The organism is Mycobacterium sp. 1245805.9, assembly GCF_001672915.1.
GTDB lineage: Bacteria > Actinomycetota > Actinomycetes > Mycobacteriales > Mycobacteriaceae > Mycobacterium.
The window spans coordinates 1-26655 of the sequence record NZ_LZKR01000183.1; the positions used below are offsets into that span (position 1 = coordinate 1).

Sequence of the window (26655 nt, forward strand, 5' to 3'; positions counted from 1 at the left end):
GGGCCGGTGCGCCCGGGGCGGCCGGCGCCAGCGGATTCGCCGGGGACAGCGGCGGCAATGGCGGCACCGGTGGCGCCGGCGGGAGCGACATGATCGGCGTCAGCGGCGGTCATGGTGGCGCTGGCGGTGCCGGCGGCGACTCCGGCGCCGTGACCGGCAGCGAACCCAGTACCGGAGACACCGGCGGGGCCGGCGGGGCGGCCGGCGCCGGCGGCCAGGTGATCGGCATCGGTACTGGCGGTGACGGCGGTACCGGCGGGGCCGGCGGCAACTCTCCGACCGGTCACGGCGGAGACGGCGGAGACGGCGGTGACGGCGGCGGCCCCGGGCTGATCAGCACCGGCGGACACGGCGGCCCCGGCGGTAATGGCGGCACCGGCCTGGCCGGCAACGGCACCACAGGCCAGTCTGGCCAGTCCGGCTAACCTCAGCCCACGAACATCCGCTCGGCGTGTCCTAACTGCGTCCTGCGACTTCGGATCACCCGCAAACACACACTGACGTATAAGTACGAAAAACGGCCCGCTGACGTGCACGAACCGTCACGCACTGGATGCTGAAACACAAGGCAGCACAACCGGTTTCACACTGGCAGCAGTGCTGGTTTTGTGTATGGGATGGCCACGGTTCGGAGCCCATAGTTTCGATCACGGCCACCGGCTGCGGGTCGTCGCGGGTGCGCTGGTCACGCGCCGGCGCTGCCCTACGGCAGAATCCCCGCGACGCGACATTGAGCCTGAACCGCTTCAGCGTGGGCGTCATGTTGCGCGTAGACGGCGCGACACCAGTCACGCGCGGCCGTACCACATGCGTGCTGGAGTGCGCCGCCCATCGAACTCGCGAACGTGACATTCACGCAGCCGTCACCCGATCGGTCGTAGGGATCCGACGAGTGGTCGGTCAATACCCACGCCGCCGAGCCGGCAGCAATAGCACCGACGACAACGCCGACCGCTATCCGCATCGCACGGCGTTCGCCAGGTGTGAGCGGGTCGGTCGGCGGGGTCTTGCCTCTGTTGGCCGTCGGCGGCTCCTTCGGGCGGCGAAATCGATCGTTCCACAATAAACGGATTCCCTGGCCTCGCCATAGTGGCGCTGAAGTGCTCGCGCATCGGGCAGCGGCACCGACTGGCACGCCAGCAGCCTTCTCCCGGAAGGCTTTCCGGGAGCCATTTTTCATTGCGTCGTTCCTCGTCCACTGGTGAACTCGTTGACGAGCAATTGCAGACGTTCCGCCTCGTGGTCGGGGCGCAATCGTCCGGTCCGGCCGAGGGTGACCAGTCCGTGTAGCGCGGCCCAGAAAACCTCGGTGAGCGTGTCGGCGTCCTGGTCGCCGGCGACCGCGCCGACCGCTTGGTGCAACGCGTCGAAGGCCGCCGTCAGTTGGGGCGGTGTGTCCTGGGCGGCGAAGCGCAGGGTGGTCGCGCGGGTGAACATCGCGTCGTAGACGGCCGGGTTGTCGCGTGCGAAATCCAGGTAGGCGCGGGCGATCCGGGTCAGGGTGTCGCTGGCCGCGTCGGTGTCGGAATGGGCGGCCCGGATCACCTCGGCGAGCTCGGCGAACCCGTCGAGGGCGACGGCATCGGCGATCTGTTCCATGCCCGCGAAGTGCTTGTACAGCACCGGCTGGCTGTACTCGATCTCGGTGGACAGCCGCCGGGTCGTGACGGCGTCCCAGCCCTCGGCCTCGGCCAGCCTGCGCGCGGTTCCGACGATCAGCCGGCGGCGAGCGGCCCGATCGCGCTCGCGACGATCCTCGATGGGCATGCCCAAAGATATCACGGCTAGAAAAACTAGCAATGCTATTGACGCGCTTGCCGACGCGGGTTAGCGTTGCTAACACTTACGGATGAGGGGAGTTGCGCCATGGATCTGCACGACATCACCCGGGCCGCCGCGCTGATCGCCGTGCTGGGCACCGCGGTGGTCTACGGCACCGACGTGTTCTGCGCGGTGGTGATGCGACCGGCCCTGGCGTCGGTCGACGACGCCGCCCTGGTCGCGGTCATGGGGCGCGTGCACCGGTACGGGGACGGGCGCATGCCGCTGCCCGGAGTGCTCGGGATCGTGGCCGCCGCGGCAAGCGCGGTCCTGGCCGCGGTCGGCGCGCAGTGGCCGCAGGCGATCGCGGCGGGCACCGCGCTGGTCCTGCTGTTGATCTGGCTCGCGCTGTACACCCGGGTGAGCGCACCCATCAACCGGCAGATGACGGCGGCCGCCGACGCGGGCCGGCCGCTGCCGAACGGGCGTGCGCTGCAAACGAAGTGGGACTCGATCATCAACGCTCGCGCGTCGCTGCAGGGCCTGGCCGTGGCCGCCCTGTGCGCGGTGTTGATGATCTGACGCCGGCCGAATCCCACTGCGAGGAGCAAGGTTTCGATGTTTCAGCTCAGGATCTACACCCTGCGATCGCCCGAAGCCCTGCGGCAGTACGCGACGGTGCACTGGGCCCGCCACCTCGAAACCTTCCCGACGTTCGGGGTCACCACCCACGGGGTCTGGACGGAGCATGGTGCCAGCCGGCTCGTCGCGCTGATCGGTTACCCACCGGATGCCGACCCGGACGACCTCACGCGGCGCATCATGGCCAGCCCGGAATTCGCCGCCGACATGGTCGGCTTCGACGTCGACGACATCGTCGACGTTCAGACGACATTGCTTGACCCGACACCGTTTTCACCAATTCACTGACGAACCAGGAGCGCTCGACATGACCACCACCACCATCGGCTATGTCCTCGCCGGGCTGCTCGCCGCGGCCATCGTCTTCATCGGCGCACGGTTCCTCGTCGCACCACGCGTCGCCGCGGCCGGCTACGGCGTGCTGCCCGACCTGGATCAACCGGGCGCGGGCGCCTACCTGAGCGCCAAGGGCGTGCGCGACATCGCCTGCGGCCTGATCGTCGCCGTCCTGATGATCGCCGGCGCTACCCACCTGGTCGGCTGGGCGATCTTGGCCGCCACCGTCATCCCGCTCGTCGATGCGGCGATCGTCCTGCGCAACGGCGGGTCCAAGTCGATCACGTGGGGCGTCCACGGTGCCACCGCCGCCGTCATGCTCGCCACCACCGCGCTGCTGCTCGTCTCCTGAGCCTCGGGCGCTATGACGGCGATCACATAACTCCGGGGAATTGCTTCGACATCGAAGCGAGTTGTACGCGGCGTAACTGCTTCGAACTCGAAGCAATCAACGGAGGAGGAACACCATGAAGGCATTGCGGTATCACGAGTACGGCGGCAGCGACGTGCTGCGAGTCGAGGAGGCCCCGCGCCCGGCGCCGGGCCCGGGGCAGGTGCTGGTGCAGGTCGCCGCCACCTCGTTCAATCCGGTGGACGCCGGTATCCGCGGCGGCTACCTGGCCGAGGTGTACAAGATCGACTTCCCGCACATTCCCGGCGTCGACGTGGCGGGGACCATCGCCGAGTTCGGCGGGGGCGTGGCGGGCTGGAGCGTCGGCGACGCCGTGGTGGCGTTCCTGCCGCTGGACGCCGACGGCGCCGCCGCCGAGTACGCCGTCGTGCCGGCCGAATCGCTGGCCGCCGCCCCGACGTCGGTGTCGCTGGCCGATGCCGCGGCGTTGCCGGTACCCGCGTTGACCGCCTGGCAGGCCCTGTTCGAGATCGCCGGGCTGGCCGGTGGTCAGTCGGTCCTGATCAACGGCGCCTCGGGTGCGGTCGGCGGCTACGCCGTCCAGTTGGCCAAACAGGCCGGAGCCGTCGTCACCGCGACCGCCAAGGCGCGCGACGCCGAGCGGCTGCGCGGCCTGGGCGCGGACCGCATCGTCGACTACATCGACTACACCCGCTCGCCGATCGACGTCGAGGGTGCACCGTTCGACGTGGTGCTCAACCTCATCAGCACCACCGACGAGCAGACCGAAGCCCTGATCGGCGTGGTCGCCGACGGCGGTTTCCATGTCGGCACAATGGTTTTCGGGCCGCAGAGCCCGGGCCGCGGGGTGCGCACACAGCGGGTCTTCGTCCGCAGTGACGCCGCCCAGCTCGCCGGGCTGGTCCGTCGCGTCGACGACGGGCAACTGCGCATCGAGGTCGCCGACCGCCGCCCGCTCGAGCAGGCCGCGGCGGTGCACGAGGACTCCGACTCCGGCCGCCTGCACGGCAAGACCCTGCTCATCCCCACCGCGTAGGCCCCGCATCCGAGGCCACGCCTCGAGCCGGTGGAACTTCGATGTCGAAGCACTACGCTCGAGGCGTGGTCAAGGCCCTCAACCCGGAACAGCTGCGGACCTACTTCGCGCTGATGGAGGCGGTCAGCCTGCTGCAGTACGCGGTGCGGGAGCAGTTACAGGCCGCCGGGGGCCTCAGCTACGTGCAATTCGAGATCCTGGCCAAACTCGCCGACGCCGAGCGCCCCCTGACGATGACCGAGCTGGCCGATGGGGTGGTGTACAGCCGCTCCGGCCTGACGCACCAGGCCGGACTGCTGGAGAAGGAAGGCCTTATCAGCCGGGCGGGCTCGACGGACGACCAGCGCGCCACCGTCGTCAGCATCACCGAGGCGGGCCGCACCCGGGTCGCCACGGTCTTGCCCGGCCACATCGAGGTCGTGCGCGACCTGCTGTTCGACTCGCTGTCCGATCGCGACGTCCGCACCCTGGGGGAGGTGATGAGCCGCGCCCGCGACCACATGCGTGCTCGGCCGCCGCGCTCCGCCGCCCCGCGCCGTCGAAACGCCCGCGAGGGTGGTGGGCCGCCCGTCCGAGGTTGAGCCGTTTGGCCCTAGTCGTCCAAGGAGGCCGGAGGCTGAGCTGTGGGTGGGCTATCGAGACTGGGAGAGGTGCGCTGAAGCTCAAAGAACTCATCGCTGTGGCGGTCGCATCCGGCGCGCTAAGTTGGGGCGCCGTGGGACTCGGTGCAGGCGTGGCGGTTTAAGAGCCGACGTCTCCGTCCCCGGCGCCGACGCGCCCGAAACCCTCCAAGCCGCCCGGGCCTGATCTCCCGCCTGGGATTGTTGACGCCCCCTCCGTCCCACTGGGTCCGCTGATCCCGGATTCCTAAGCGTTTGTCGCCCGTACAGACAGGAGGCCGCGACGCCCCATGAACGCCAGTCCCGCGAAGTGGTGGAAACTCTGCGCGCTGCTGCTGTCCGCCACCGCGCTGATTCCCGCAGCACCAGCGTCGGCGGACCCGAGCGATGATGCGTTCGTCGCGGCGCTGGACAACTACGGGATCGACACCGGCGGCCGCGACACCGTGATTGCGCATGGGCGTGCGGTGTGCGCCGCACTTGACAAGGGCCAAGACACGAGCGTCTTGGCGCTCAAGGTGATGAACGACCCGCAGCTGAACATCTCGTCAAGGCGGGATGCCGGCTTCTTCGTCGGCGCCTCGGTGGCGGCCTACTGCCCGCAATACCGGGGCTCTGTCGATCCTTCGGTGATCTGGCTACTGCCCTTTCCCCCAATGATGTGAGCCCCCGATGATGTGAGCGCAAAAGCGATAACGCCGGTCGGCGCTTGAGACGCGCCCGGGGTCCATTTTCGTGCTCGGCGACATGTTGGGATCGGTAGCTGCGCGAGCGGTGTCTAGTCGTACTGCGAGAAACGAACAGGCTTTCCGAGATAAGGAGCAGGCGACATGGGATTTATGGACAAGCTGAAGGGCACCGCCATGCAGGCGATGAACCCGGTGGGCCAGGCGGCTACGCGCGACAAGATCATGAGGCTGAACCAGTCTGGTGTGCTGACGCCGGCCACGGTGGACTCGATGCGCGAGACGGGTACCCAGCTCGGCGGTGGGCACCAAATCGATTTCGAGCTCACCGTTCACCCGGCCGACGGGGCTGATTACCAGGTGCGGGTATCGCAGTCGATGCACGATGTGACCCTCAACGGCATCTCCGAGGGGGCCCGGATCAACGTCAAGGTGGACCCAGCAGATCCGCAGTCACTGCTTGTTTGGGGCGCCGCCAGTTAACGCATCCAGGCAACGTGGCCGCTCGACCCCACTTGCTCGGCGTGTGACCAAGTCAATTTGACAGCTACTAGCGGAAATGGCCCTCGGAGGAGACTCCGGTGGCCATTTTCCTGCCCGATGGGACCTCCTCTGGGACCATAGGCCGGTGACCACGCGCCAGGCCGACACCGTTCGCCCCATCGAACAAGTGCGGGCTCAGCGGCCGGCGGAGACCGGATTCCGCGACGATATCGAGGGCTTGCGTGGCTTCACGCTGTTGGCCATCCTCGGCTTTCACATCTCCATGCCCGGTGTCAGCGGCGGTTTCGTCGGTCCCGACATCTTCTTCGAAATCTCGGGCTTCGTCATCACCGGGCAGCTCTGGCGCCAGGTGAGCACCACCGGCACCATCGGACTGCGTAAGTTCTATGGGGCCCGGGCCCGCCGGCTGCTGCCCGTATCGGCCACGGTGGGCGTCGTCACCGCGATCGCCGCGGCCCTCTTGCTGCCCGTGGTGCAGGCCCAAAGCGCCCTGAAGGACGCCATCGCCTGCGCGTTGTACGTCCCGAACTTCTGGTTCATCGCCCAGCAGGTCGACTATTTCGCCGGCGGCACGCCCTCGCCGTTCCAGCACTATTGGACGTTGGGCGTGGAGGAACAGTTCTACCTGTTGTGGCCGCCGCTGATCGTCGGCACGGCGTGGCTGATCCGGCGCCTGCGCCGGCGCGCGAAGACCGACGCGCCCGTGTCGAAGAGGCCGTACCTGGCGCTCGTGACGGTGATCGCGACCGTGTCTTTCGCGCTGTCGCTGCTGATCACCTACGTGATGCCGCTCGCGGCGTACTTTTCGCTCTTCACCAGGGCGTGGCAGTTGGCACTCGGGGCCTTGGTGGCCCTGACGGCCGAGTACTGGAGCCGGCTTCCGGCGCGAGCCGCGGTCATCACGGGATGGGTCGGGACGGCCATGGTGCTGTGGGCCTGCGTCGTTTTCACCCCGGACATTCCCTATCCCGGTACCGCCGCCCTGTTGCCCGTCCTGGGCACCGCGCTGGTGCTCGGCGCCGGCTGTTCGACGCCGAACCGGGGCGCGGGGCGGGTCCTGGGCTGGTCCCCGATGCGGGCGATCGGGCGGCTGTCCTACTCCTGGTACCTGTGGCATTGGCCGGTGTTGGTGTTCGCACCGATCATCGTGGGCCATCCGCTGGGGCTGGTCGGCAGGTTCGTGGCGGCGGTCGTCGTCTCCGGCGGGCTGGGGTGGCTCACCCTGCGTTTCATCGAGAACCCGTTGCGCTACGCCGCTGTCCTGCGCAAGTCCCCGGCGAAAAGCCTGGCGGTTGGCGGGTTCGCCACGTCGGCGGCGGCGTGTGTGGGCGTGGCGTTGCTGATGTGGGTGTCGTCACTGCCGATGCCCGTCGCGGTCGCGCACGGCGCACAGGCGGCGCCACTGACCATCACTGCCGGGCCCGTCCCGACGGGAACCGACCTCGAGGCCTACGACGCGGCGGTGCAGAACGTGTTCGCGCAGGTACAAGCCGCGGTCGCGGCATCGGCCGACCTGAAGGCCGTGCCATCGAACCTGAAGCCGTCGGTCGGCGACGCGGCGGGCGAAATCGGGGCCATGTTGTTCAACGGCTGCCTGCGCGCACCCTTCCAATCCGGGCAGCCCGAGTGCGCGATGGGCGACGTCAAGTCCAAGACGACGGTGGCCATGGTCGGCGATTCGCATTCGTCGATGTGGATTCCGGCGTTCCAGCAGATCGGCGCGCAGCGGCCCTGGCGACTCGAAGCCATGGCCAAGGCGGCCTGCCCGATGATGGACCTGCCCATCGCCAACCCGCTTGTCAGCCCGCTGGTTGAATCCATCCAGCGCTGCGGGCAGTGGCGCGGTCAGGTCATGGACCGGCTGCGTGCCGAACACCCGGCGCTCGTCATGGTGAGCGTGTTCCGCGGGTACACCGCCACCCACAGCAACGGATTCCGCTCGGGCTTCACCTCATACGACCCGGCCTGGAACGACGGCCTGACCCGCCTGGTGCGTCAACTGCGCGAGACCGGCGCCAAGGTGCTGGTGCTCGGGCCGCTCCCACACCTCACCACCTCGGTGCCGGGCTGCCTGTCCGAGCACCTCGACGACGCGACGGCATGCTCGCCGCCGATGTCGTACGCGTTCGACCGGCCCGGCATGGCGGCCGAGGAGGCCGCCGTCAAGGCGGGCGGCGGGCAGTACGCGGACCTCTCCGAACTGTTCTGCACCCTGAAGCGCTGCCCTGTCATCGTCGGCAACACCCTGGTCTACGTCGATGCGGGTCACCTGACGCTCGAATACTCCCGGATGTTGGCGCCGGCCATCGCGGCCCTGGCCGACCGCGCGCTCGCCGGGGGCTGACGCCCACACCGCGTCTAGGTGCAGCCGCTCACATGAATTCGCCGGCCCGCCCCGACGCAGACACTCGGCGGCGGAAAGTCTTGCGGCAGAGGCGCATAGTCGCCCGGCGGCGGGGCATAAGTTCCGACGGTGTCGGCGACATTGGTGCACCCGCTCACCGAAACGCGCCGACCGACGCTCGCGCAGACGTCGGCGTTGGCCGCGGCCGAGGGCTGTACGACGGCGTAGATTTCCGGGATCGCCGTGAGGGCCAACACCGTGACCCCCGCGGCGGTCCAAGACCGCGCCCACAGTTTCATCGCGATCTCCTTCGCTAGGGGGTGGCGCCGCTCTCGCCGAGCAGCGGAGTCCACTGGCAACGTTGCCTAATGTCGACCAGCGGCTGACGGATGTTCTCGAGGTCGGCTTGCTCTTGCGGGTTGGCGTTGAAGTAGTTCTGCACGTCGTCGCGGATCTGATCTTTCGGCCGATCCTGAAGGCCGGTGTAGAAGCCGTTCACGTCGGGGTGGGTGAACAGGTAGGTCGACAGCGACGCCGCGACACCGGACGCGACACGTGCAACGTCCCCGGCGGTGCAGTCAGCCGGCCGGGGTGGCGGATCGGCCGCGGCGGTCCCCGAGGTAGCGAATAGCGTGCCGGCGAGTGCGCCGGCGCCGATCGCACCGACGACCAGCCGGCGCCGAATGGAGGTTGGGTGAGACATGGCTGGCTCCTTCCTGCGCATAGACCATCTTCTGCCACCCTCACCGCTTCCGGAAGGGCGCCTCGGTTCCGCTAATGTCCTAAGGCGCCGACCGGAAGGAACGCAATGAACCGTTTACACGCGCGGGCCGCCGGATTGGTGTCTGCGGCGGGGGTGTGCGTGGCCGTCGTGGCGCCCGCGCCGGCACACGCGACGCCGCCGATCGGGGTCAGCGCGGTGACCTTGTCGAAGCAAACCGTCGGCGGCAAGGATTACATCGTCAGCGAGATAACGGTTTCGCCCAACGGGAGCACCGGCTGGCACACGCACCAGGGCGAGATCTATGGCGTCATCAAGTCCGGCGTGTTGACGCACTACGGGTCGGACTGTCAGCAAGACGGTGTCTACGGCCCGGGGGCCGCCATCACCGATCCGACGGGCCCAGAGCACGTTCACCTCGCCCGGAACCTGGGCACGACGCCATTGGTCCTCGACGTGACCTACATCGATCCGGCTGGAGCGCCCACCTCCGACAGCGCACCCAACCCCGGCTGCGACTTCGCCTGAGCACGTTCGGCGCGGGCCGAGTTTGGCAACGAGTGCTGTCAGGAGCCAAAGCCGTTGTCGCGCAGCAACGGCCGCCTTATTGTGTGCGCACATGCGCACCGCATTCCATCTGCAATTGGAGGCCCTGACGGCCTCCGTCGCCGACATGTGCGCGCGGGCCGCCGGTGCGATGCAGCGTGCCACGCACGCGGTGCTGCACGCCGACGTGTCGCTCGCCGGATGTGTCCTCAACGACCACGACAAGATCAGGCGGCACGGCTTCTGCGCCCAGCGGAAGGCTTTGGCGCTGTTGGCGCTTCAAGCCCCAGTGGCCGGCGACCTTCGAGTGGTCATCGGCGACCTCAAGAACATCGCCGATGCCGAGCGCATGGGTGCTTTGGCATCGCACGTGGCAGACATCGCACGCCGTCGTTACCCCGCGTGCGCATTGCCCGAGGAGGCGATCGGTCACTTCGCCGAAATGGGTCGCATCGCCGTCGATCTCAGCGACGTCGCCGGACACGTCGTGCGATCCCGAGACCCGGTGGCGGCTGCGCGAATGCAACGCGACGACGACCTGATGGACGAGCTGCACCGCCAGCTGTTCAGCTTGATGATTGACAAGCCGTGGAACCACAGCGTGGCCGCCACCGTCGACGTCACCCTGCTCGGCCGATACTACGAACGCTTCGCCGATCACGCCGTCGCGATCGGGCGCCGAGTCATATTCCAGGCCCGAGGAGAGTCGATGTCTGTTTCCGGCGCCATCGCACGGATCGTGGCGTTCCTGCGCGCCGGCTACCCCGCGGGGATTCCGGCGACTGACACCTTCCCGTTGCTCGCGCTCCTGCGTCGGCGTTTGTCCGATGGGGAGGTCATGCAGATCGCGGCCGAGCTCGTCGAGCACGGCGACGTGCCAGTGGACGCGACGACGATCCGGGTCATGATCAGCAAACTTACGGACCAAATGCCCGCACCCGAGGAGGTCGAACGCGTCAAGCGACACCTCGAGATGCGTGGCTGGCCGGTCAGCGACGAATTTCCGGCCTAGGTACGGAAAAACGCGGAAAAGCCGTCGCGGGACTCTCCGGGCGCTATTGCCTGCCGGCGCCGGCCATCAATGCAAAATGACGTGATGCCGATGGATGAGGGCCGCTGACGTGCACGGGTTCGGCCTCCACACCCTGGCGCTGCTGGCCGCGATCGGTTTCGCCGGCCCGCTGCTGGCGTCGGTGCCGCGCCTGCGGATCCCGGTGATCATCGGCGAGCTGGCCGCGGGGCTCGTCGTCGGCAAGACCGGCCTCGGCGTCGTCGACGACGCCAACCCAACCTTTCAGCTGCTCGCCAACATCGGCTTCGCGCTGGTGATGTTCGTCGTGGGCACCCACGTTCCGATCCGAGATCCCGCGTTGCGCTCGGCGGCGCCGCGGGCGCTGCTGCGCGCGGTCACGGTGGGCGCCGCCGCAGCGCTTCTCGGTGTCGGGCTGGGGGAGGCGTTCGGCACCGGCCACGCCGCGCTCTACGCGGTACTGATGGCGTCCTCGTCGGCGGCGCTGGCCTTGCCGGTGATCGATTCGCTGCGGTTGCGGGGACCCGACGTGCTGTCGGTGACCGTGCAGATCGCCATCGCCGACGCCGCATGTATTGTGTTGCTGCCGTTGGTTATTGACCTGCGGCGGGCGCCGGTCGCGGCGCTCGGCGGGCTGGCGGTCGCAGCCTGCGCGGTGGTGATGTTTGTCATCCTGCACGCGGCCGACCGCAAGGGCTGGCGTCAGCGCCTGCACAAATACTCCGAAAAGCAGCGGTTCGCACTGGAATTGCGCACCAACCTGGTCGTGCTGTTCGCACTGGCGGCGCTGGCATCCAGCACCCACGTGTCGATCATGCTGGCGGGCTTCGCATTAGGCTTGGTGATCGCTTTGGTCGGCGAACCGCGAAGGCTGGCGCGCCAGCTGTTCGGCATCACCGAGGGATTCTTCAGTCCGCTGTTCTTCGTCTGGCTGGGCGCCTCGCTGCAGGTGCGCGAGCTGGGCGCGCACCCGAGGCTCATCCTGCTCGGGCTCGGCCTGGGGCTGGGCGCCGTGCTGGCACATTGCGCGGGCAGGCTGCTCGGCCAGCCGCTGACGCTGGCGGCGCTGTCCGCCGCGCAGCTCGGCGTGCCGGTGGCCGCGGCCACCATCGGAGGCGAGGAACACCTCCTCGTCCCGGGCGAAGCCTCGGCATTGATGTTCGGCGCCCTGCTGACGATCGCGGGCACCTCGCTCGCGGGTGCGCTGGCGGCGCGCGGCCGGCCGGCCGCAAAGCGGGCTGGGTGACGAAGGGACCGAAGCACTTCCGGCCGGGTCCATTCGGCCCTACGAGCCCACGCGGCTCAGTGGTCGGATGAAACCTTAGGCCGATCTAGGGGGCTGTCATGAGGAATCGTTTGTATCGCGTCACCGATTGCCTGCACCAGGGTCGCACCGTCGCGGTGCCCGGTCACGAGATCGCACATGTGGTGGCGGCCTGGCTCGCCGAGCTGGGCGCGGACAGCCCGCTCGCCGACGACCTCGAACGTGCGGTCCGCGTCGGCGATTGGGCGGCGGCCCGCACGGTCGGCGACCAGTTATCCGTCGACGTGGCCGTCATCGCGGCCTAGGACTAGTCATGTCCGGCCCGGGAATTGGCACAAAGTCCTTCTGCCTAGTGCCGTCCTCCTCTCGCAGGCCCCCGTCCGACTACGCGATCGTGGACCTGACGAAGCTTCACCGAAGGGAACCAGAGCGATGAACGCGCGCTTTCCGGATGCCGGCACGGTCCGGACCGTCCTGACCCTGGCGGGCCGGGCGCCCTCGGTGCACAACACCCAACCGTGGCGGTGGCGCGTCGACGACGCGAGCCTGCACCTGTACGCGGACGCCGAACGCCAGCTGCCCAACACCGACCCGGACGGCCGGGACCTGATCCTGAGTTGCGGCACCGCCCTGCATCACTGCGTCGTCGCCTTCGCCGCCGTCGGTTGGCTGTCAAAGGTGACCCGGCTGCCGAATCCGGACGACCCCAATCACCTTGCCGCGATCGAGTTGTCGCCGTACCCGGCCGACGCGGTCGACATCGCGCTCGCCGCGGCGATACCGCGGCGCCGCACCGACCGTCGCCACTACAGCTCCTGGCCGGTCCCGATCGGGGACATCGCGCTGATGGCCGCTCGGGCCGCCCGGAACGGCGTGACGCTCTGCCAGGTCGAGGACCTCGACAAGCTGAACGAGATCGTCGCCGAATCCGTTGCGCAGCACTTCAATCGCGACTACCTCGCCGAGCTGACGGCGTGGAGCGGGCGCTACGCGTCGGTGGCCGGCGTGCCCGCGCGCAGCACGCCGGCCTCGGACCCCGCGGCGAAGATACCCGGCCGGTTCTTCGCCGGCCCGACGCTGCCGCAGGCGCCCGAATCGTCGTCCGCGGAGGACAACGCCGTGGTGCTTGCGCTGGGAACGCGGGCCGACGACCGGCTGGCGCAGCTGCGCGCCGGCGAGGCCACCAGCGTCGTGCTCCTGACCGCGACGTCGATGGGATTGGCCAGTTGCCCGGTCACCGAACCCCTGGAGATCCCCGGCACCCGCGAGCTGGTTCGCTCCGATATCTTCGGCGGCGGAAACTTTCCGCAGATGCTGCTCCGGGTGGGCTGGGCGCCGATCAACGCCGACCCGCTGCCGGCGACGCCGCGGCGGGAGCTGACCGAGTTCGTCGACTGGGTGAACGAGTAAGGATGGCAAGCGGCGCAAGCCAGGTCGCGTCGTTCGACGCTGCCGGACTGCACCGGCTGGTCGAGGTGCTGATCGAGCGGGGCTACCGCGTGGTCGGTCCGACGCTGCGGGACAACGCGATCGTGCTGGCGGAGCTGCAGTCCGCGGACGACCTGCCGCGCGGCTGGGGCGTCGACGTGGCTCCGGGGCATTATCGGGTGCGCCGCCGCGACGACGCCGCCGCGTTCGGGCACTCGGCCGGGCCGCAGTCGTGGAAGCAATTCCTGCACCCCCCGCGACAGCGGCTCTGGGCCGGCACCCGGGACGGGACCAGCGAGGACGAACCCGACGGGCCACCGCCGCGCTACGCGTTCCTCGGCGTGCGCGGCTGTGACCTGGCGGCGATCGCCACCCTCGACGGGGTGCTCGGCCGCCCCGAGTATCCGGACAGCTCCTTCGTCAACCGGCGGCGGCGGGCCTTCGTGGTCGCGGTGAACTGCACGGAGCCGGGCGGGCTGTGCTTCTGCGCGTCGATGGGCACCGGCCCCGCGGCCGGGCCGGGCTACGACTTGGCCCTGACGGAGCGCCTCGACGGAGACGCGCCGTGGTACCTGGTCGACGTCGGCAGCGAGGAAGGCGCCGACGTGCTCGCCGCGCTGGCCCACCGGGTCGCCGGCGATGACGAAATCGCCTCCGCGCGTGCCGATGTCGAGGAGGCCGCCCATCACATGGGCCGCCGGATGCCCGACACGGACCTGCGGCAGCTGCTGATCGCCTCGCGCGAATCACCGCAGTGGGACGAGGTCGCCAGCCGCTGCCTGACGTGTGGCAACTGCACGATGGTGTGCCCGACCTGCTTTTGCACCACCACCGAGGACGTCAGCGACCTCACCGGCGAGCACGCCGAGCGCTGGCGGCACTGGGCGTCGTGCTTCGAGTTCGACTTCACCTACGTCCACGGCGGCGGCAGCGTGCGCCAGTCCGGCGCCTCGCGCTACCGGCATTGGCTGACGCACAAGCTGAGCACCTGGCACGACCAGTTCGGCACGTCGGGCTGCGTCGGCTGCGGCCGGTGCATCGCCTGGTGCCCCACGGGCATCGACATCACCGCGGAGATGAACAAGATGGCGAGCGATGAGTGAGCCGGCATCGGCGATGGCGCCGGTGCCCTACCGGGTGCGCAGCCGCATCGTCGAAAGCCCCGATTCGGCGACGCTGTGCCTCGAGCCCGTCGGCGAGTCGCTGCGGACCCCGCTGCCGGGGGAGTTCATGATGCTCTACGCATTCGGCGTGGGCGAGGCCGCGATCTCGATCAGCGGTGACCCCACCGTGACCGACGGCTCGATCACCCACACCATCCGCGCGGTCGGCGCGGTGAGCCGGGCCCTGCACAACGCCGAACCGGGCAGCGTCATCGGTGTCCGCGGTCCCTTCGGCACCACCTGGGGACTAGAGGAAGCCGTCGGGCGCGACCTGGTCCTGGTCGCCGGCGGCGTGGGGCTGTGCCCGCTGCGCCCGGCGGTGCTGGGCGCGCTGGCCGGGCGATCGCGCTACGGCAAGGTGACACTCGTCGTCGGCGCGCGCTCGCGGGCGGACTTCGTGTTCGCCGAACAGCTCGAAAAGTGGGCCGACGACCCGCAGATCGAACTGCACGTCACGGTCGACGTCCCGGTCCAGGGCTGGCGGGGCGAGGTCGGCCTGGTCACCGAGCCGCTGCACCGGCTTGCGCTGGACCCCGATAACACCACCGCCTTCCTGTGCGGGCCTGAGCCCATGCTACGGTTCGGCGCGGAGTCGCTGCTGGCGAAAGGCGTTGCCGCCCAGGATATTCGGGTCTCCCTCGAACGCAACATGCAATGCGGAATCGGGTGGTGCGGCCACTGCCAGCTGGGTCCGCTGCTGCTGTGCCGCGACGGCCCGGTCGTCGGCTACGACGTCGCCGGCCCGCTGCTTTCGGTGAAGGAGCTGTAGATGAGCCCGACCACACTGGCCGTGTGGAAGTTCGCCTCCTGCGACGGTTGTCAGCTCACCCTGCTGGACTGCGAGGACGAACTGCTCACCCTGGCCGACCAGGTGGAGATCGCGACGTTCGCCGAGGCCTCCAGCGCAATGGTCGGCGGACCGTACGACGTGTCGCTGGTCGAAGGGTCGGTCACCACCCGCCACGACGAGCAGCGCATCCGCGAGATCCGCGAGCAGTCAAAGGTTCTCGTCACCATCGGCGCGTGTGCGACGGCCGGGGGAGTGCAGGCGCTGCGCAACTTCGCCGACGTCGCCGAGTTCGCCTCCGTCGTCTACGCCAAACCGGAGTACGTCGACACGCTGGCGACCTCCACGCCGGCGTCGGCGCACGTCAAGGTCGACTACCAGCTGCCCGGCTGCCCGATCGACCGCGGTCAGCTGCTGGACACCCTTGCGGCCCTGCTGATCGGGCGCAAGCCCCAGATCCCGGCCAAGACGGTGTGCACCGAGTGCAAGCTTCGCGGCGTCACGTGCGTCGTTGTCTCGGAAGGGATTCCGTGCCTCGGCCCGGTCACCCATGCGGGCTGCGGTGCGCTGTGCCCCCGGCACCATCGCGGCTGTTACGGCTGTTTCGGCCCGTCGGCGGCGCCGCGGACCGCGACGCTGATCCCGCTGCTGCGCCGCGACGGCATGTCCGACGGCGCGGTCGACCGCGTGTTCTCGACCTTCAACGTGACCGCCTTCTCCGCCGAACGGAGCAATCAGTGAACCCGTCCACCCGCACGTTGACCGTGGGCACGCTGACGCGCGTCGAGGGCGAAGGCGCGCTGCGTGTCGCGCTCAAGGACGGGCGGCTGGAAAGCGTCGAGCTGAACATCTATGAGCCGCCCCGGTTCTTCGAGGCGTTCCTGCGTGGGCGCGCCCACACCGAGCCGCCCGACCTGACCGCGCGGGTGTGCGGCATCTGCCCGGTCGCCTATCAGGTCAGCGCGTGCAACGCCATCGAAGACGCCTGCGGCGTGGAGGTGGACGCGGAGCTCGTCGAGCTGCGCCGCCTGCTGTACTGCGGCGAATGGATCCACAGCCACGTCCTGCACATCTACCTGCTGCACGCGCCGGACTTCCTTGGCTACCCCGACATCATCGGCATGGCGCGCGACCACGCGCGCGACGTCGAGCGCGGGTTGTCGCTGAAGAAGGTGGGCAACCAGCTGATGGAGTTCGTCGGCGGGCGCGCGATCCACCCTGTCAACGTGCGGCTGGGCGGATTCTATTCGGTGCCAATGCGATCGGACTTCGCGCCGCTCGAAGAGCGGTTGCGCCAGGCGCTGGACGACGCGCTGGAGACCGTCGACTGGGTGTCGCGCTTCGAGTTCCCCGACCTCGAGCTGGACCACGAGTTCCTGGCCCTCACGGCGCCCGGCCGGTACCCGATCGAGAACGGTGCCATCGCGCGCAGCGCCGGCCCGCCGTTTCCCGTCGCCGCGTTCACCGAGCACGTCGTCGAGTCCCAGGTGCCCCACTCCACTGCCCTGCACGCGACGCTCGACGGCGGCCGCCACCTGACCGGGCCCCTCGCACGGTACTCGCTGAACTCCTCGGCGCTCTCACCCGTCGCGGCGCAGGCCGCCGCGCAGGCCGGCCTGTCGACCGAATGCCGAAACCCGTTCCGCAGCATCATCGTCCGCGCGGTCGAGGTGGTCTACGCGATCGAGGAGGCGTTGCGGATCATCGACGAATACCAGCGTCCGGCTCGACCGTTCGTCGATGTCCCGGCGCGCGCCGGCGTCGGCCACGGCGTCAGCGAGGCGCCCCGCGGCCTGCTGTACCACGGCTACCGCATCGGCGAGGACGGGCTGGTTTCGGCGGCGACCATCGTCCCGCCCACCTCGCAGAACCAGGCGGCCATCGAGGCCGACCTGGCCAACCTGGTTTCCGGCAACCTCGCCCTCGACGACGCGACGCTGACCGCGCTGTGCGAGCAGCTGATTCGCAGCTACGACCCGTGCATCTCGTGTTCCGCGCACTTCTTGACGCTGACGGTGCAACGGGGATGACGGCCGCGTCGGGCGGGATCGTCGTTATCGGCCTGGGCAACCGCTACCGCGGCGACGACGGTGTCGGCGTCGCCGTGGCCGCCGAGCTGAACCGGTTGGCGCTGCCCGCGGTTCGCGTCGTGGCCGACATCGCCGAGCCGACGGGCCTGCTCGAGGCGTGGTCGGGCGCCGCACTCGCGGTGGTGATCGACGCCGCGGTCGGGACGCCGCCGACGCCGGGCCGCGTCCGGCGCTGCGGCCTGAGCGACGTCGCGGTGAGTGGCGGATTGAGTTCGCACAGCATCGATATCGTGCGCACGCACGCGCTGGGTGAGGCGCTCGGGCGCGTGCCCGACGAACTGGTGCTGTTGACGGTGGAAGTCGCCGACGTCGGTCATGGGACCGGTTTGACGCCCCCGGTCGCGCGGGCGGTGCCGGAAGTGCTGCGACTGGTGCTGGCCGAGCTCACTCAAGCGCGGTCGCCCAGCAGAGGCGGCCCGAAGCGGAACCGGCGGCCGGTGACCAAGTCGGGAAGCACCCGCACGTAGTGCGTCTTCTCGGAGGGCACCCACGGCAGCAGTTGCGCGCGTTCGGCTTCCTGGATCTGCTCGTCGGTGCGCAGCGATCGGGCCCTGCCCCTGACGATCACGCTCCAGCCCTCCGCGACGTTGTGTTCGTCGACCTCGAACAGCACACGGTTGTTGATCGCGGTGCTGACCAGCTTGGTGCCCTCCGCCGTGCGAAACAGAATCGACTTGTGCTGGACCACGAAGTTGACGGGGAAGATCTCGGGCAGGCCGTCGACGCTGGTGACCAGTCGTCCCAGGGCAATGCCGGACATCAGCTCCCAGCATTCGTGCTCCGGCAGGATCGTCACGCCATCATCGGTTATGGACATCAGCCGCCCTTCTGCGATAGTCAAAGTCATTGAGCTGCTTGGCCGTTCAGGCAAGCGTAGCTAACGAATCCGCAGCACGTCCTCCGGCGCACGCCTGGGGGTTGGCGCCGGAACCGCTTCCATCGGCGGCGTTGTTCCGGCGCGAATCAGCACCTGCGGCTGGCCGTCGTGGTCCAGCAGACCGCGCACGACGTCGCGGCTTTCGTCCAGCTCGATCAGGTGGGTCAGCGTGCAGGTCGCGAGGAACGCCATCGTGCATTCGAGCAGCACGTTCGACAACACTTCGCCGCAGCGCAGCACGTCCGCCCTGGTGTCTTCGGGGGTGGACAGCACCATGATCTTCGACCAGTCCACCGCGACCTCGGGGCGCCGATCCTGGTCGGTCCTGGCCGGGAATTCCCGCGCCACGTCCACGCGGCCAATTTCCTTGCCGGACAACAGCGCGCTCGGCGGCACACCCTCGTTCGCCGCGAACGGCGAAGTCCACCATTCGAGTTCGGCGTGATACGACGCGTCGTCTCGGCGAAGCGCTTCGGTGAGCTGAGACGCCTTGACCAGCGCGGGTCGCTCGTCGTCGCGCAGCACGTCGAGCGTCACCAGGCTCTCGTCGAACGTGCTCCGTAGCACCGGTTCGAAGAGCTCCCAGTACGTGGGCTGCCCCATCGGGAGCCGGTCGGTTCGGCGGTGCAGGATCGCGTTGGCGCGGTCACGCTGCGCGCGCGTGACGTGCTCGACGGCATGAAATTCCACAGACGCCAAATGATCCGGGTCGTTGGGATTGGGAAACCGTTCGACCTCCGCGCCCCAACCCGCGGCGAGCATGGCGACCCGAAGGTGATCGAGCGCGGCACCACAGCTGAGGATCGCCTCCCGGCCGGAAGGGTCGGTGCCCGGCACCGTTCGGTCACGGTCGACGAACAGTCGCAAGGCCCCGCCTTCGGCGACCCACCGCCACGGCTGGCTGTTGTGCACCGACGGAGCCCGGCACGCGAGCTGCACCGCTTGTCTGAGGGTCTGCGTGTCCACCGTCGATTTCATGGCCGTCAATTCCTTGCCGAGGCTTCGCTTCACCATCGACGTTAGGCCGTAACCCGGCTGCTGGCCAGGGTCGTTGTACCCGGCCGGCGGGGACCGTTGGTAGGCCAAAAGTCCTTTGGGCCACCGGCAATTGCACCGGGGTCCAATGACGTGAGGCTCGGGACCAAGGACCCTGGCGGGCGCCGTGCGCATGCCTGAGGCTCGAATCGCCAATTCGATTATTGCCCAGCCTCTTCGACCTAGGAGCGAGCAATGAAGGCCAACGTCGGGGACTGGCTGGTGATCAAGAGCGGCGCGGTCGGGCATCGAGATCTGCGGGGATTGATCACCGCGGTGCCCTCGCGCGACGGTGAGCCGCCATACGGGGTTCGATGGCTGGACACCGACGAGGAGGCGACCGTGTTTCCGGGCCCCGACGCGATCGTCGTCACGCCCGCCGAACAGGAGGCCGCCGACCAGCGGGCCCGGTCACGGTTCGCCGTGGTGCAGGCCGCCATCGCGGACCGGGCACACGGCCGTTAGCAGGAGTCACCGACAATGCAGACGCTAAGTGCACCGCAAATCGTCACGCTGACCATGAACCCGGCGCTCGACATCACGACAAGTGTCGACGTGGTGCGCCCGACCGACAAATTGCGCTGCGCCGACACCCGTTACGACGCGGGGGGCGGCGGCATCAACGTCGCGCACATCGCGCACGAGCTCGGCGGGCCGGTGCTGGCGGTTTTCCCGGCCGGCGGGACGACGGGCGCCCTGGTCGCGAGGCTGCTCGCCGACGAGGGGGTGCCCTTTTGGCAAGTTCCAATCGCCGCGGCCACGCGCGAGAGCTTCACCGTCAACGAGAACAGCACCGGCCGCCAGTACCGCTTCGTCCTGCCGGGGCCACAACTGACGCTGCGCGAACAGGCGCACTGCCTCGAACAGCTGCGGATGGCGGCGAAGTCGGCGGAATTCGTGGTGGCGAGCGGTAGCCTGCCGCCGGGCGTGACCACCGACTTCTATCAGCGGGTCGCCGACATGTGTCGGCACGTGGGAGCCCGCCTGATCCTGGACACCTCCGGCGGCGGCCTGCGGCACGTCTCCTCCGGCGTGTTCCTGCTCAAGGCCAGCGTGCGAGAGCTGCGTGAATGCGTCGGCCGCCCACTGGAAAGCGAGGCCGAACAACTCGCCGCCGCACGCGAACTCGTCGACGGCGGTCGCGCGGAAGCGGTGCTGGTGTCCCTGGGCTCGAAGGGTGCGCTCCTCGCGACGGCCCATGCCAGCCAGCGCTTTTCGGCGATTCGGATGCCCGGCGGGAGCGGCGTGGGGGCCGGCGATGCGATGGCCGCGGCTATCACGGTCGGACTCTCTCGGGGCTGGCCGCTGGTCAAGTCCGTTCGGCTGGGCATCGCGGCGGGTGCGGCGATGCTGTTGACGCCCGGGACCGCGGCCTGCCTTCGCGCAGACGTGGAGAAGCTGTTCGCCCAATCGGCGGAACCGTGCGACCTCGCAGATGACGAACGGCTGTCCAGATAAGGCCTAACGACCCCTCTGTAACGAGCGGCGCGGCAATAACCTGATTCTGAGGAGTCGAATCAACCGGGAGCCGACATGAACCAGCTGGACGCCAAGTCGGTGGTCGTGGGCGTCAACGGCTCACAAGCCGCGGTCAACGCCGCCAAGTGGACGATCGATGAGGCACTGAGCCGGCAACTCCCGATGCGCCTCGTCTATGTCATTCCCCGCCCGCAGGCACACACCAGCTCCCCGCAACTGTCTGAGTGGGAGCTGGAGCGCGCCGAGATCGCGCTGTCCCAGGCGGAGTGCGCCGTCCAACAGGCGAAAAGGCCGGTCGAGGTCGAAACGGCAATCCGCTCAGGCGATCCCGGCAAAGTGCTGGTCGAAGAATCGCGCGATGCGGCACTGATTTGCGTGGGCACCTCCAGGCGCGGCTGGGCGTCCGACGGCTTGCTGGGGCCGGCCGCCACCACGCTGGTCGCCGAAGCGCAATGCCCGGTCGCGATCATCCGCACCAATCCCGACGGCTCGCCGACCGAGCTCGGCGTCATCGCCGTCGTGCTCAACGACGACCCGGACAACGACGAAGTCGTGCACCAGGCCATGGAGCAGGGGCGGCGCCGCCACGCCACCGTGCGACAGATCGATCGGCGACTGAACAGCTGGGTCAGGCGCTATCCGGACGTACAGGTACAGACGGTCGCCACGGGCACCGGGGCGAAAATCGGCGAGAGACAGGGCAGCGCCACCCAATTGGCTCCCCAATTGGCTGTCGTCGGCAGCGCCGACGCCCTCGAGATCGCCGGGCTGGTCACGCCGAACTGCCATCCGATCGTGGGCTATCCCGACTGTTCCGTGCTCGTGGTTCGCCATTAGAGGACCGGGCCGTGAACGAATTGGCTATGCCGCAGTCGATCGTGGTCGGCATCGACGGCTCGAAGGCGGCGATACGGGCGGCGCTCTGGGCGGTCGACGAGGCGGTGCATCGTGACGCCCCGCTGCGCCTGGTGTGCGCCACCGGGCAGGATGACCCGCACGAAAGTGAGCCGGCCGCCGGCCACGCGGCGATTCGCCAGGCGGTCAAGGCAATTGAGGCCGCGGGCAGGCCGGTAAAGATCGAAACCGAGGTGGTCCGCGGCCCGGCGATCGGCTGCTTGATCGGCGCGTCGGCGGCAGCGGCCATGGTGTGCGTCGGCGCGGTCGGACTGCGTCACTTCCAACCGGGCCGGGTGGGTTCCACCGCCGCGGCCTTGGCGATGTCGGCGCGCTGCCCGGTGGGCATAATTCGCGCTCGCCACTACCACCCGTACCACCCGGACCACCCGGACGGGATCGTCGTCGAGCTGGACGGGTCGCCGGACAACGGCGTGCTGCTGGGCGCCGCCGCCGCGGAGGCCCGGCTGCGCAACGCCGCCATCCGGGCGATCATCTGCCACCGGATGGCGCCGGACGACAAGGGGCCGGACGGTCCGGAAGGCGATCGCCGGGCGCTCGCCGACCTGGATCGTCGGCTGGCCCGCTGGACGCGGCAGTATCCGGAGCTGCGGGTGGAGTCGGTGGCCGTGCACGGCGGCCTGCTCGAGTATCTGGCCTACAACCGCGGCTCGGTGGGGCTGGTGATCGCCGGCGCCCGCGACCGTCGGCAGCTGGGGAGCTCGTCGGACCGGCCGGCAGCGCGGTACTGCAGGACGCCGACTGTTCGCTGTTAGTCGTCAATCAGCAGCACCTATGAGGCGGGCGGTAATGAAAACGTGCGATATTGAAACTCAGTCGTTTCAGAAAGGGCTCCTGATGGTCAAGGTCTTCCTCGTCGACGACCATGAGGTCGTGCGGCGCGGTCTTGCCGATCTGCTCGCGTCGGATCCCGAACTGGAAATCGTCGGCGAAGCGGGTTCCGTGTCGGAGGCGAAGGCGCGAATACCGGCCTTGCAGCCCGACGTCGCGGTGCTCGATGTGCGCCTTCCCGACGGCAATGGCATCGAACTGTGCCGCGACCTGGTGTCCGATCACCCGGATCTGCGGTGCCTGATGTTGACGTCGTTCACCTCCGACGAGGCGATGCTGGAGGCGATCCTGGCCGGCGCCAGCGGCTACGTCGTCAAGGACATCAAAGGCATGGAGCTGGCCCACGCGATCAAAGAGGTCGGCGCCGGCAAATCCCTCCTGGACAACCGCGCCGCCGCCGCGCTGATGGCAAAGCTTCGCGGGACGACGGAACGCGAGGACCCGCTCTCCGGGCTGACCGAACAGGAGCGAACCCTGCTCGGCCTGCTCAGTGAAGGCTTGACCAACAGGCAGATCGCCGCGCGGATGTTTCTCGCGGAGAAGACGGTGAAGAACTACGTGTCGCGGTTGCTGGCCAAACTGGGCATGGAGCGCCGGACGCAGGCGGCGGTGTTCGCCTCCAAGCTGGACCAGCGGTCCGGCAGGCCGTCCGCGTCGACAGACCCGCCCCGGGGCTAGCCGGCAGCCCGGACCGCTTTGCTGACGGCGGCTCCGGCGCGCGGCTCGCTAGGTTGGGTGCCCGACCTCTTCGGGTTAAGCTGGCTGCGGCATCTCGCGTTCCGTAGATACTCGCTGTTTGCCGACGCAAGCTGCCTCTGTGCCAAGTTGTCGTGGAGGTATGAGGTCGGGTGGCCGGCGGCGACGAACGCGACTCGGCATTAGCCGGGCTAGGCCAGCGTGGCCTGGTCAGCAGGATGCACGCGCAGCTGGACGAGTTGCTGGCGGCGCGCGATCAAATGGAGCACCTGCTGCGCGTCTTCGTCGAGATCGGCGCGGACGTCGACGACCTCGACGCGACGTTGCACCGGATCATCGCCGCGGCCAGGGAGTTGACCTCCGCCCCGTACGGCGCGCTCGCCATCCGCGACCCGGACGGCACCCTGCTGAGGTTCATCCACGAAGGCATGGACCTCGAGACCGTCGAACGCATCGGACCCCTGCCGGTGGGCAAGGGCCTGCTGAGCCTGTCGCTCCTGGACACGCCGGCCCTGCGCGTGGACGACCTGACCGCGCACCCGGCCGCCGCCGGGTTCCCCGAGCACCACCCACCCATGCGGGCCTTCCTCGCGGTGCCGATCACCATCCGCGGCATCGTCTTCGGCAACATCTACCTGACCCACGTCGACCCGGCACTGGTGTTCTCCGAGGCCGACGAGGTCGCCGCCCGCGCGCTCGCGTTCGCCGCGGCGGCCACCATCGACAACGCCCAACTTTTCGAGCGTGAGCGGTTATCGGTGAAGTGGATGGAGGCGAGTCGGGAGATCACGACCGCCTTGCTGTCCACCGCCGAGCCCCACCGGCGTCCGCTGCAGTTGATCGCCGAAAGCGCGCGCACCCTGACCGACGCCGAACAGGCGATCGTGCTCGTCCCGGCCGACGCGGACCTCCCGTACGACGAAGTCGACACGTTGGTGGTGTCCGCCGCGGTGGGGCACCACGCCGACGACGTGCTGGGCCGCCAGGTCCCGGTGGACGGCTCCACGAGTGGCGAGGTCTTCCGTTCCGGCGAACCCCTGATCACCGATTCGTTGCGGTACCCCATCCAGGCGTTCACCGATGTGGGGCAGCGCCCCGCGATCCTGATGCCGCTACGAACCGACGACGAAGTCGCCGGCGTCATCGCGATCGCCCGCGGCGCCGACCAGCCGCCGTTCGACGAGAGCTACCTCGACCTGGTCAGCGATTTCGCCACCCACGCCGCCATAGCCCTGGTCCTGGCGGCGGCGCGGGACGACTCGCGCCAGCTGACCATCGTCGCCGAGCGCGAGCGCATCGCCCACGACCTGCACGACCACGTCATCCAGCGGCTGTTCGCCACCGGCATGGACCTGCAGGGCACGCTTGCCCGGGCCCGTTCCCCGGAGGTGGCCGAGCGGCTCAACCGCACCCTCGACGACCTGCAGACCATCATCGAGGAGATCCGAACGACGATCTTCCAGCTCAAATCACCGCTGGGAAAGGGCGCCGACTTCCGCCGGCGCATCCAACAGGTGGTCGCCGACCTCACCGAAAATCGCGGACTCGTGACCACAATTCGCCTGCACGGGCCGATGACCGCGGTGAGCGGCGCGCTCGCCGAGCACGCCGAGGCGGTCACCACCGAGGCCGTCAGCAACTGCCTTCGCCACTCCGGTGCGTCGCGGCTGACCGTCGAGGTCGATGTCGCCGACATGTTCATCCTCGACGTCACCGACAACGGCTGCGGCATCCCCGCCGACAACGCGCGCAACAGTGGGCTGGCCAACATGAAATACCGCGCCGAACAGCTCGGCGGCACCTGCGAGATCACCAATCCACCCGAGGGTGGCACGCGGGTGCACTGGATCGCCCCGCTGACGGAGGGGTGACACGGCTGGGGTCTAACGGCCCTGCCGCGCGGTGCCCACCGGCGAATAGCGTTGTGGATCATGAGCGAGTACCAGTCGGTCCGTGACGTCGAGATCGAGGATGCGAAATGTCCGAATTGACAGGCAAATACGGGATGCTGGTCTGCGTCGACGGGTCGCCGGCATCCGACGCCGCAGTCGCTTGGGGCGCGAGCGAGGCCACCATGCGCAAGCTGCCGCTCACGTTGATGCACGCCGTCGCACCGGTGGTCGTCGGCTGGCCGGTGGGCCAGCTGTATGACGAGATGCCCGAGTGGCAACACGACGACGCACGGCACGTCATCGATCAGGCCCGCAAGACGCTGACCGCCGCCCTGGCGGGGGCGCAGGCGCCCGAAATACGCACCGAGGTGGTGTATTCCGGCCTGGTGCCGGCCCTGGTCGAGGCCTCCAAGGACGCGTGGATGGTCGTCGCCGGCAGCCAGGGCCTGGGCGCGGTGGGCCGCCTGCTCTTGGGCTCGGTCACCACGGGACTGGTGCACTACGCGCACTGCCCGGTCGCGGTCATCCGCTCCGACGCCGCGACCGTCGCCGACGCCCCGGTGCTGCTGGGCATCGACGGATCGCCCGCGTCGGAGGCGGCGACGGCGCTGGCCTTCGACGAGGCGTCGCGCCGCGGCGTCGGGCTGCGCGCGCTGCACGTGTGGAGCGACGTCGGGGTGTTTCCGGTGCTGGGGATGGACTGGCGCGACCGCGAGCGCGAAGGGCAGGAGATCCTCGCCGAGCGCCTGGCCGGCTGGCAGGAACGGTACCCGGATGTGCACGTCGAGCGATTGCTCTTCTGCGACAAGCCATCCCACTGGCTGCTCAAGGAGTCCGAGCACGCCCAGCTGGTGGTGGTCGGCAGCCGCGGACGCGGCGGATTTCCCGGGATGCTGCTCGGGTCGGTCAGCTCCGCCGTGGCGCAATCGGCGGAAGTTCCCGTGATTGTTGTCCGTGAGGAGAATCGATGATCGAACTGCTGGAGGACATGCCGCAGGGCGTGACCGGAATCCGGGTGTCGGGCCGGCTGCGTGGCAACGAGCTGCGCCACTTCAAGCCCGAGATGGAAAAAATGTTGCAGGACGGCGAGATCAGGATCGTCGAGGTCATCGCGCCCGATTACGAGGGCTTCGGGCCGGGCGGCTTCGCCGAGGACCTCAAGCTGGGGTTCGGCGCGCTTTTCACGCATTACTCCGACTTCAAGCGGATCGCCGTGGTGTCCGACAAGGACTGGGTCGGCCACGTCATGCACGCGGTGGCGTGGATGATGCCCGGCGAGCTCGCCGTGTTCGGGCTCGACGAGCTTGACCGCGCGAAGGAATGGGCCGCCGCCACTTCGTAATCCCTTGTGTCACTTTGGTTTCAGTGGTCACAAATCGGGGTTTCTTGTCGGTGGCCGTTCCTACGATTTGAGGCATGGGTTCGAGTGGTCGTGAGGAGATCGTCGAGGGTTTCGACGCGTTCAACGGCGCCCTGAAGCGGTTGTGCGACTTGTCCTTTGACGTGCTGACCACCCCGGAACGACTGGCCGCCCTCGAACAGCTGGAACGCGCGGCGCGTCGGCTGCGCGCCCCCCAACACGAGCTGATCAATCAACTC

At 68.8% G+C, this 26655-nt stretch carries 31 protein-coding genes and 2 pseudogenes; 28 read left to right on the top strand and 5 right to left on the bottom strand.

Features of this window, described 5'->3' with window-relative positions:
• Positions 1 to 425 (top strand): annotated as a pseudogene (locus A9X00_RS32605) (hypothetical protein); the annotation flags it as partial.
• 751 nt (positions 426 to 1176) lie between these two features.
• Here the strand turns inward: A9X00_RS32605 and A9X00_RS24540 are convergent.
• The gene (locus A9X00_RS24540; RefSeq protein WP_067159428.1) at positions 1177 to 1767 is read right to left on the bottom strand and encodes a TetR/AcrR family transcriptional regulator; all 591 of its coding nucleotides are present in this window, start codon (positions 1765 to 1767) and stop codon (positions 1177 to 1179) included.
• 99 nt (positions 1768 to 1866) lie between these two features.
• Here A9X00_RS24540 and A9X00_RS24545 point away from each other — a divergent pair, with 99 nt between their 5' ends.
• The 8 genes from A9X00_RS24545 (at position 1867) to A9X00_RS24580 (ending at position 8302) form a co-directional block, all read left to right on the top strand.
• Positions 1867 to 2343 (top strand): DUF1772 domain-containing protein, encoded by a 477-nt coding sequence (locus A9X00_RS24545; protein WP_067159431.1) that lies wholly within the window; start codon positions 1867 to 1869, stop codon positions 2341 to 2343.
• A gap of 36 nt (positions 2344 to 2379) precedes the next feature.
• Entirely contained in the window at positions 2380 to 2691 is a 312-nt protein-coding gene (locus tag A9X00_RS24550) for an NIPSNAP family protein (protein WP_067159434.1), read from the top strand.
• 19 nt (positions 2692 to 2710) lie between these two features.
• Complete coding sequence (locus A9X00_RS24555) at positions 2711 to 3091, top strand: DUF4267 domain-containing protein (RefSeq protein WP_067159436.1); 381 nt, start codon at positions 2711 to 2713, stop codon at positions 3089 to 3091.
• 115 nt (positions 3092 to 3206) lie between these two features.
• Positions 3207 to 4148, top strand: coding sequence for an NADP-dependent oxidoreductase (locus tag A9X00_RS24560; protein WP_067159439.1), 942 nt, complete (start codon positions 3207 to 3209; stop codon positions 4146 to 4148).
• A 41-nt stretch (positions 4149 to 4189) separates the two neighbouring features.
• Positions 4190 to 4729, top strand: coding sequence for a MarR family winged helix-turn-helix transcriptional regulator (locus A9X00_RS24565; protein ID WP_369830790.1), 540 nt, complete (start codon positions 4190 to 4192; stop codon positions 4727 to 4729).
• Between the two features lie 329 nt (positions 4730 to 5058).
• The gene (locus A9X00_RS24570; protein ID WP_067159443.1) at positions 5059 to 5433 is read left to right on the top strand and encodes a DUF732 domain-containing protein; all 375 of its coding nucleotides are present in this window, start codon (positions 5059 to 5061) and stop codon (positions 5431 to 5433) included.
• 165 nt (positions 5434 to 5598) lie between these two features.
• Positions 5599 to 5937, top strand: coding sequence for a hypothetical protein (locus tag A9X00_RS24575; protein WP_067159447.1), 339 nt, complete (start codon positions 5599 to 5601; stop codon positions 5935 to 5937).
• 76 nt (positions 5938 to 6013) lie between these two features.
• Complete coding sequence (locus A9X00_RS24580; RefSeq protein ID WP_082975496.1) at positions 6014 to 8302, top strand: acyltransferase family protein; 2289 nt, start codon at positions 6014 to 6016, stop codon at positions 8300 to 8302.
• A gap of 14 nt (positions 8303 to 8316) precedes the next feature.
• On the opposite strand, the gene A9X00_RS24585 is transcribed toward A9X00_RS24580, so the two are convergent.
• Both A9X00_RS24585 and A9X00_RS24590 read right to left on the bottom strand, forming a co-directional pair.
• Entirely contained in the window at positions 8317 to 8601 is a 285-nt protein-coding gene (locus A9X00_RS24585) for a hypothetical protein (RefSeq protein WP_156772274.1), read from the bottom strand.
• Between the two features lie 14 nt (positions 8602 to 8615).
• Positions 8616 to 9005, bottom strand: a complete 390-nt coding sequence (locus tag A9X00_RS24590; protein ID WP_067159453.1) for a heme-binding protein — start codon at positions 9003 to 9005, stop codon at positions 8616 to 8618.
• Positions 9006 to 9110: 105 nt separating this feature from the next.
• Here A9X00_RS24590 and A9X00_RS24595 point away from each other — a divergent pair, with 105 nt between their 5' ends.
• The 10 genes from A9X00_RS24595 (at position 9111) to A9X00_RS24640 (ending at position 17798) form a co-directional block, all read left to right on the top strand.
• On the top strand, positions 9111 to 9551 hold the full coding sequence (locus A9X00_RS24595) for a cupin domain-containing protein (RefSeq protein WP_067159456.1): 441 nt from the start codon (positions 9111 to 9113) through the stop codon (positions 9549 to 9551).
• Positions 9552 to 9642: 91 nt separating this feature from the next.
• Positions 9643 to 10581 carry a phosphate signaling complex protein PhoU gene (gene phoU / locus A9X00_RS24600; protein ID WP_067159459.1) on the top strand — a complete coding sequence of 313 codons (939 nt, stop codon included), beginning with the start codon at positions 9643 to 9645 and terminating at the stop codon, positions 10579 to 10581.
• 94 nt (positions 10582 to 10675) lie between these two features.
• The gene (locus A9X00_RS24605) at positions 10676 to 11845 is read left to right on the top strand and encodes a cation:proton antiporter (protein ID WP_067159462.1); all 1170 of its coding nucleotides are present in this window, start codon (positions 10676 to 10678) and stop codon (positions 11843 to 11845) included.
• Between the two features lie 98 nt (positions 11846 to 11943).
• Positions 11944 to 12168, top strand: coding sequence for a hypothetical protein (locus A9X00_RS24610; protein WP_067159465.1), 225 nt, complete (start codon positions 11944 to 11946; stop codon positions 12166 to 12168).
• A 127-nt stretch (positions 12169 to 12295) separates the two neighbouring features.
• A complete protein-coding gene (locus A9X00_RS24615) occupies positions 12296 to 13273 on the top strand; it encodes a nitroreductase family protein (protein WP_067159468.1) in 978 nt (325 codons plus the stop codon).
• Between the two features lie 2 nt (positions 13274 to 13275).
• A complete protein-coding gene (locus A9X00_RS24620; RefSeq protein WP_067159471.1) occupies positions 13276 to 14394 on the top strand; it encodes a 4Fe-4S dicluster domain-containing protein in 1119 nt (372 codons plus the stop codon).
• Complete coding sequence (locus tag A9X00_RS24625) at positions 14387 to 15223, top strand: FAD/NAD(P)-binding protein (RefSeq protein WP_067159474.1); 837 nt, start codon at positions 14387 to 14389, stop codon at positions 15221 to 15223. The genes A9X00_RS24620 and A9X00_RS24625 overlap by 8 nt, the downstream gene beginning before the upstream one ends.
• Entirely contained in the window at positions 15224 to 15982 is a 759-nt protein-coding gene (locus A9X00_RS24630; RefSeq protein WP_067159477.1) for an oxidoreductase, read from the top strand.
• Positions 15979 to 17271: a Ni/Fe hydrogenase subunit alpha gene (locus A9X00_RS24635; RefSeq protein ID WP_067159480.1), complete on the top strand. Its 1293-nt coding sequence runs from the start codon at positions 15979 to 15981 to the stop codon at positions 17269 to 17271. Before A9X00_RS24630 ends, A9X00_RS24635 begins: the two co-directional genes overlap by 4 nt.
• A complete protein-coding gene (locus A9X00_RS24640) occupies positions 17268 to 17798 on the top strand; it encodes a hydrogenase maturation protease (RefSeq protein ID WP_067159484.1) in 531 nt (176 codons plus the stop codon). The genes A9X00_RS24635 and A9X00_RS24640 overlap by 4 nt, the downstream gene beginning before the upstream one ends.
• Here the strand turns inward: A9X00_RS24640 and A9X00_RS24645 are convergent.
• Entirely contained in the window at positions 17720 to 18148 is a 429-nt protein-coding gene (locus A9X00_RS24645) for a pyridoxamine 5'-phosphate oxidase family protein (RefSeq protein WP_067159487.1), read from the bottom strand. The genes A9X00_RS24640 and A9X00_RS24645 overlap by 79 nt on opposite strands.
• Before the next feature lie 60 nt (positions 18149 to 18208).
• Entirely contained in the window at positions 18209 to 19186 is a 978-nt protein-coding gene (locus tag A9X00_RS24650) for an NAD(P)H nitroreductase (RefSeq protein ID WP_067159513.1), read from the bottom strand.
• A gap of 252 nt (positions 19187 to 19438) precedes the next feature.
• Between A9X00_RS24650 and A9X00_RS24655 the strand changes: the two genes are divergently transcribed.
• From A9X00_RS24655 to A9X00_RS24695, 9 genes and pseudogenes are all read left to right on the top strand, one after another.
• Complete coding sequence (locus A9X00_RS24655) at positions 19439 to 19708, top strand: DUF1918 domain-containing protein (RefSeq protein ID WP_067159490.1); 270 nt, start codon at positions 19439 to 19441, stop codon at positions 19706 to 19708.
• 15 nt (positions 19709 to 19723) lie between these two features.
• Positions 19724 to 20701: a 1-phosphofructokinase family hexose kinase gene (locus tag A9X00_RS24660; protein ID WP_067159493.1), complete on the top strand. Its 978-nt coding sequence runs from the start codon at positions 19724 to 19726 to the stop codon at positions 20699 to 20701.
• Between the two features lie 75 nt (positions 20702 to 20776).
• Entirely contained in the window at positions 20777 to 21559 is a 783-nt protein-coding gene (locus A9X00_RS24665) for a universal stress protein (protein WP_067159497.1), read from the top strand.
• An 11-nt stretch (positions 21560 to 21570) separates the two neighbouring features.
• Positions 21571 to 22392: a universal stress protein gene (locus tag A9X00_RS24670; RefSeq protein WP_232006922.1), complete on the top strand. Its 822-nt coding sequence runs from the start codon at positions 21571 to 21573 to the stop codon at positions 22390 to 22392.
• Between the two features lie 82 nt (positions 22393 to 22474).
• Positions 22475 to 23146, top strand: coding sequence for a response regulator transcription factor (locus A9X00_RS24675; RefSeq protein WP_067159501.1), 672 nt, complete (start codon positions 22475 to 22477; stop codon positions 23144 to 23146).
• Positions 23147 to 23382: 236 nt separating this feature from the next.
• The gene (locus A9X00_RS24680) at positions 23383 to 25035 is read left to right on the top strand and encodes a GAF domain-containing sensor histidine kinase (protein ID WP_067159515.1); all 1653 of its coding nucleotides are present in this window, start codon (positions 23383 to 23385) and stop codon (positions 25033 to 25035) included.
• Between the two features lie 107 nt (positions 25036 to 25142).
• Complete coding sequence (locus tag A9X00_RS24685; protein WP_067159504.1) at positions 25143 to 26027, top strand: universal stress protein; 885 nt, start codon at positions 25143 to 25145, stop codon at positions 26025 to 26027.
• On the top strand, positions 26024 to 26398 hold the full coding sequence (locus A9X00_RS24690) for an STAS/SEC14 domain-containing protein (protein WP_067159507.1): 375 nt from the start codon (positions 26024 to 26026) through the stop codon (positions 26396 to 26398). The genes A9X00_RS24685 and A9X00_RS24690 overlap by 4 nt, the downstream gene beginning before the upstream one ends.
• A 74-nt stretch (positions 26399 to 26472) precedes the next feature.
• Positions 26473 to 26655 (top strand): annotated as a pseudogene (locus tag A9X00_RS24695) (hypothetical protein); the annotation flags it as partial.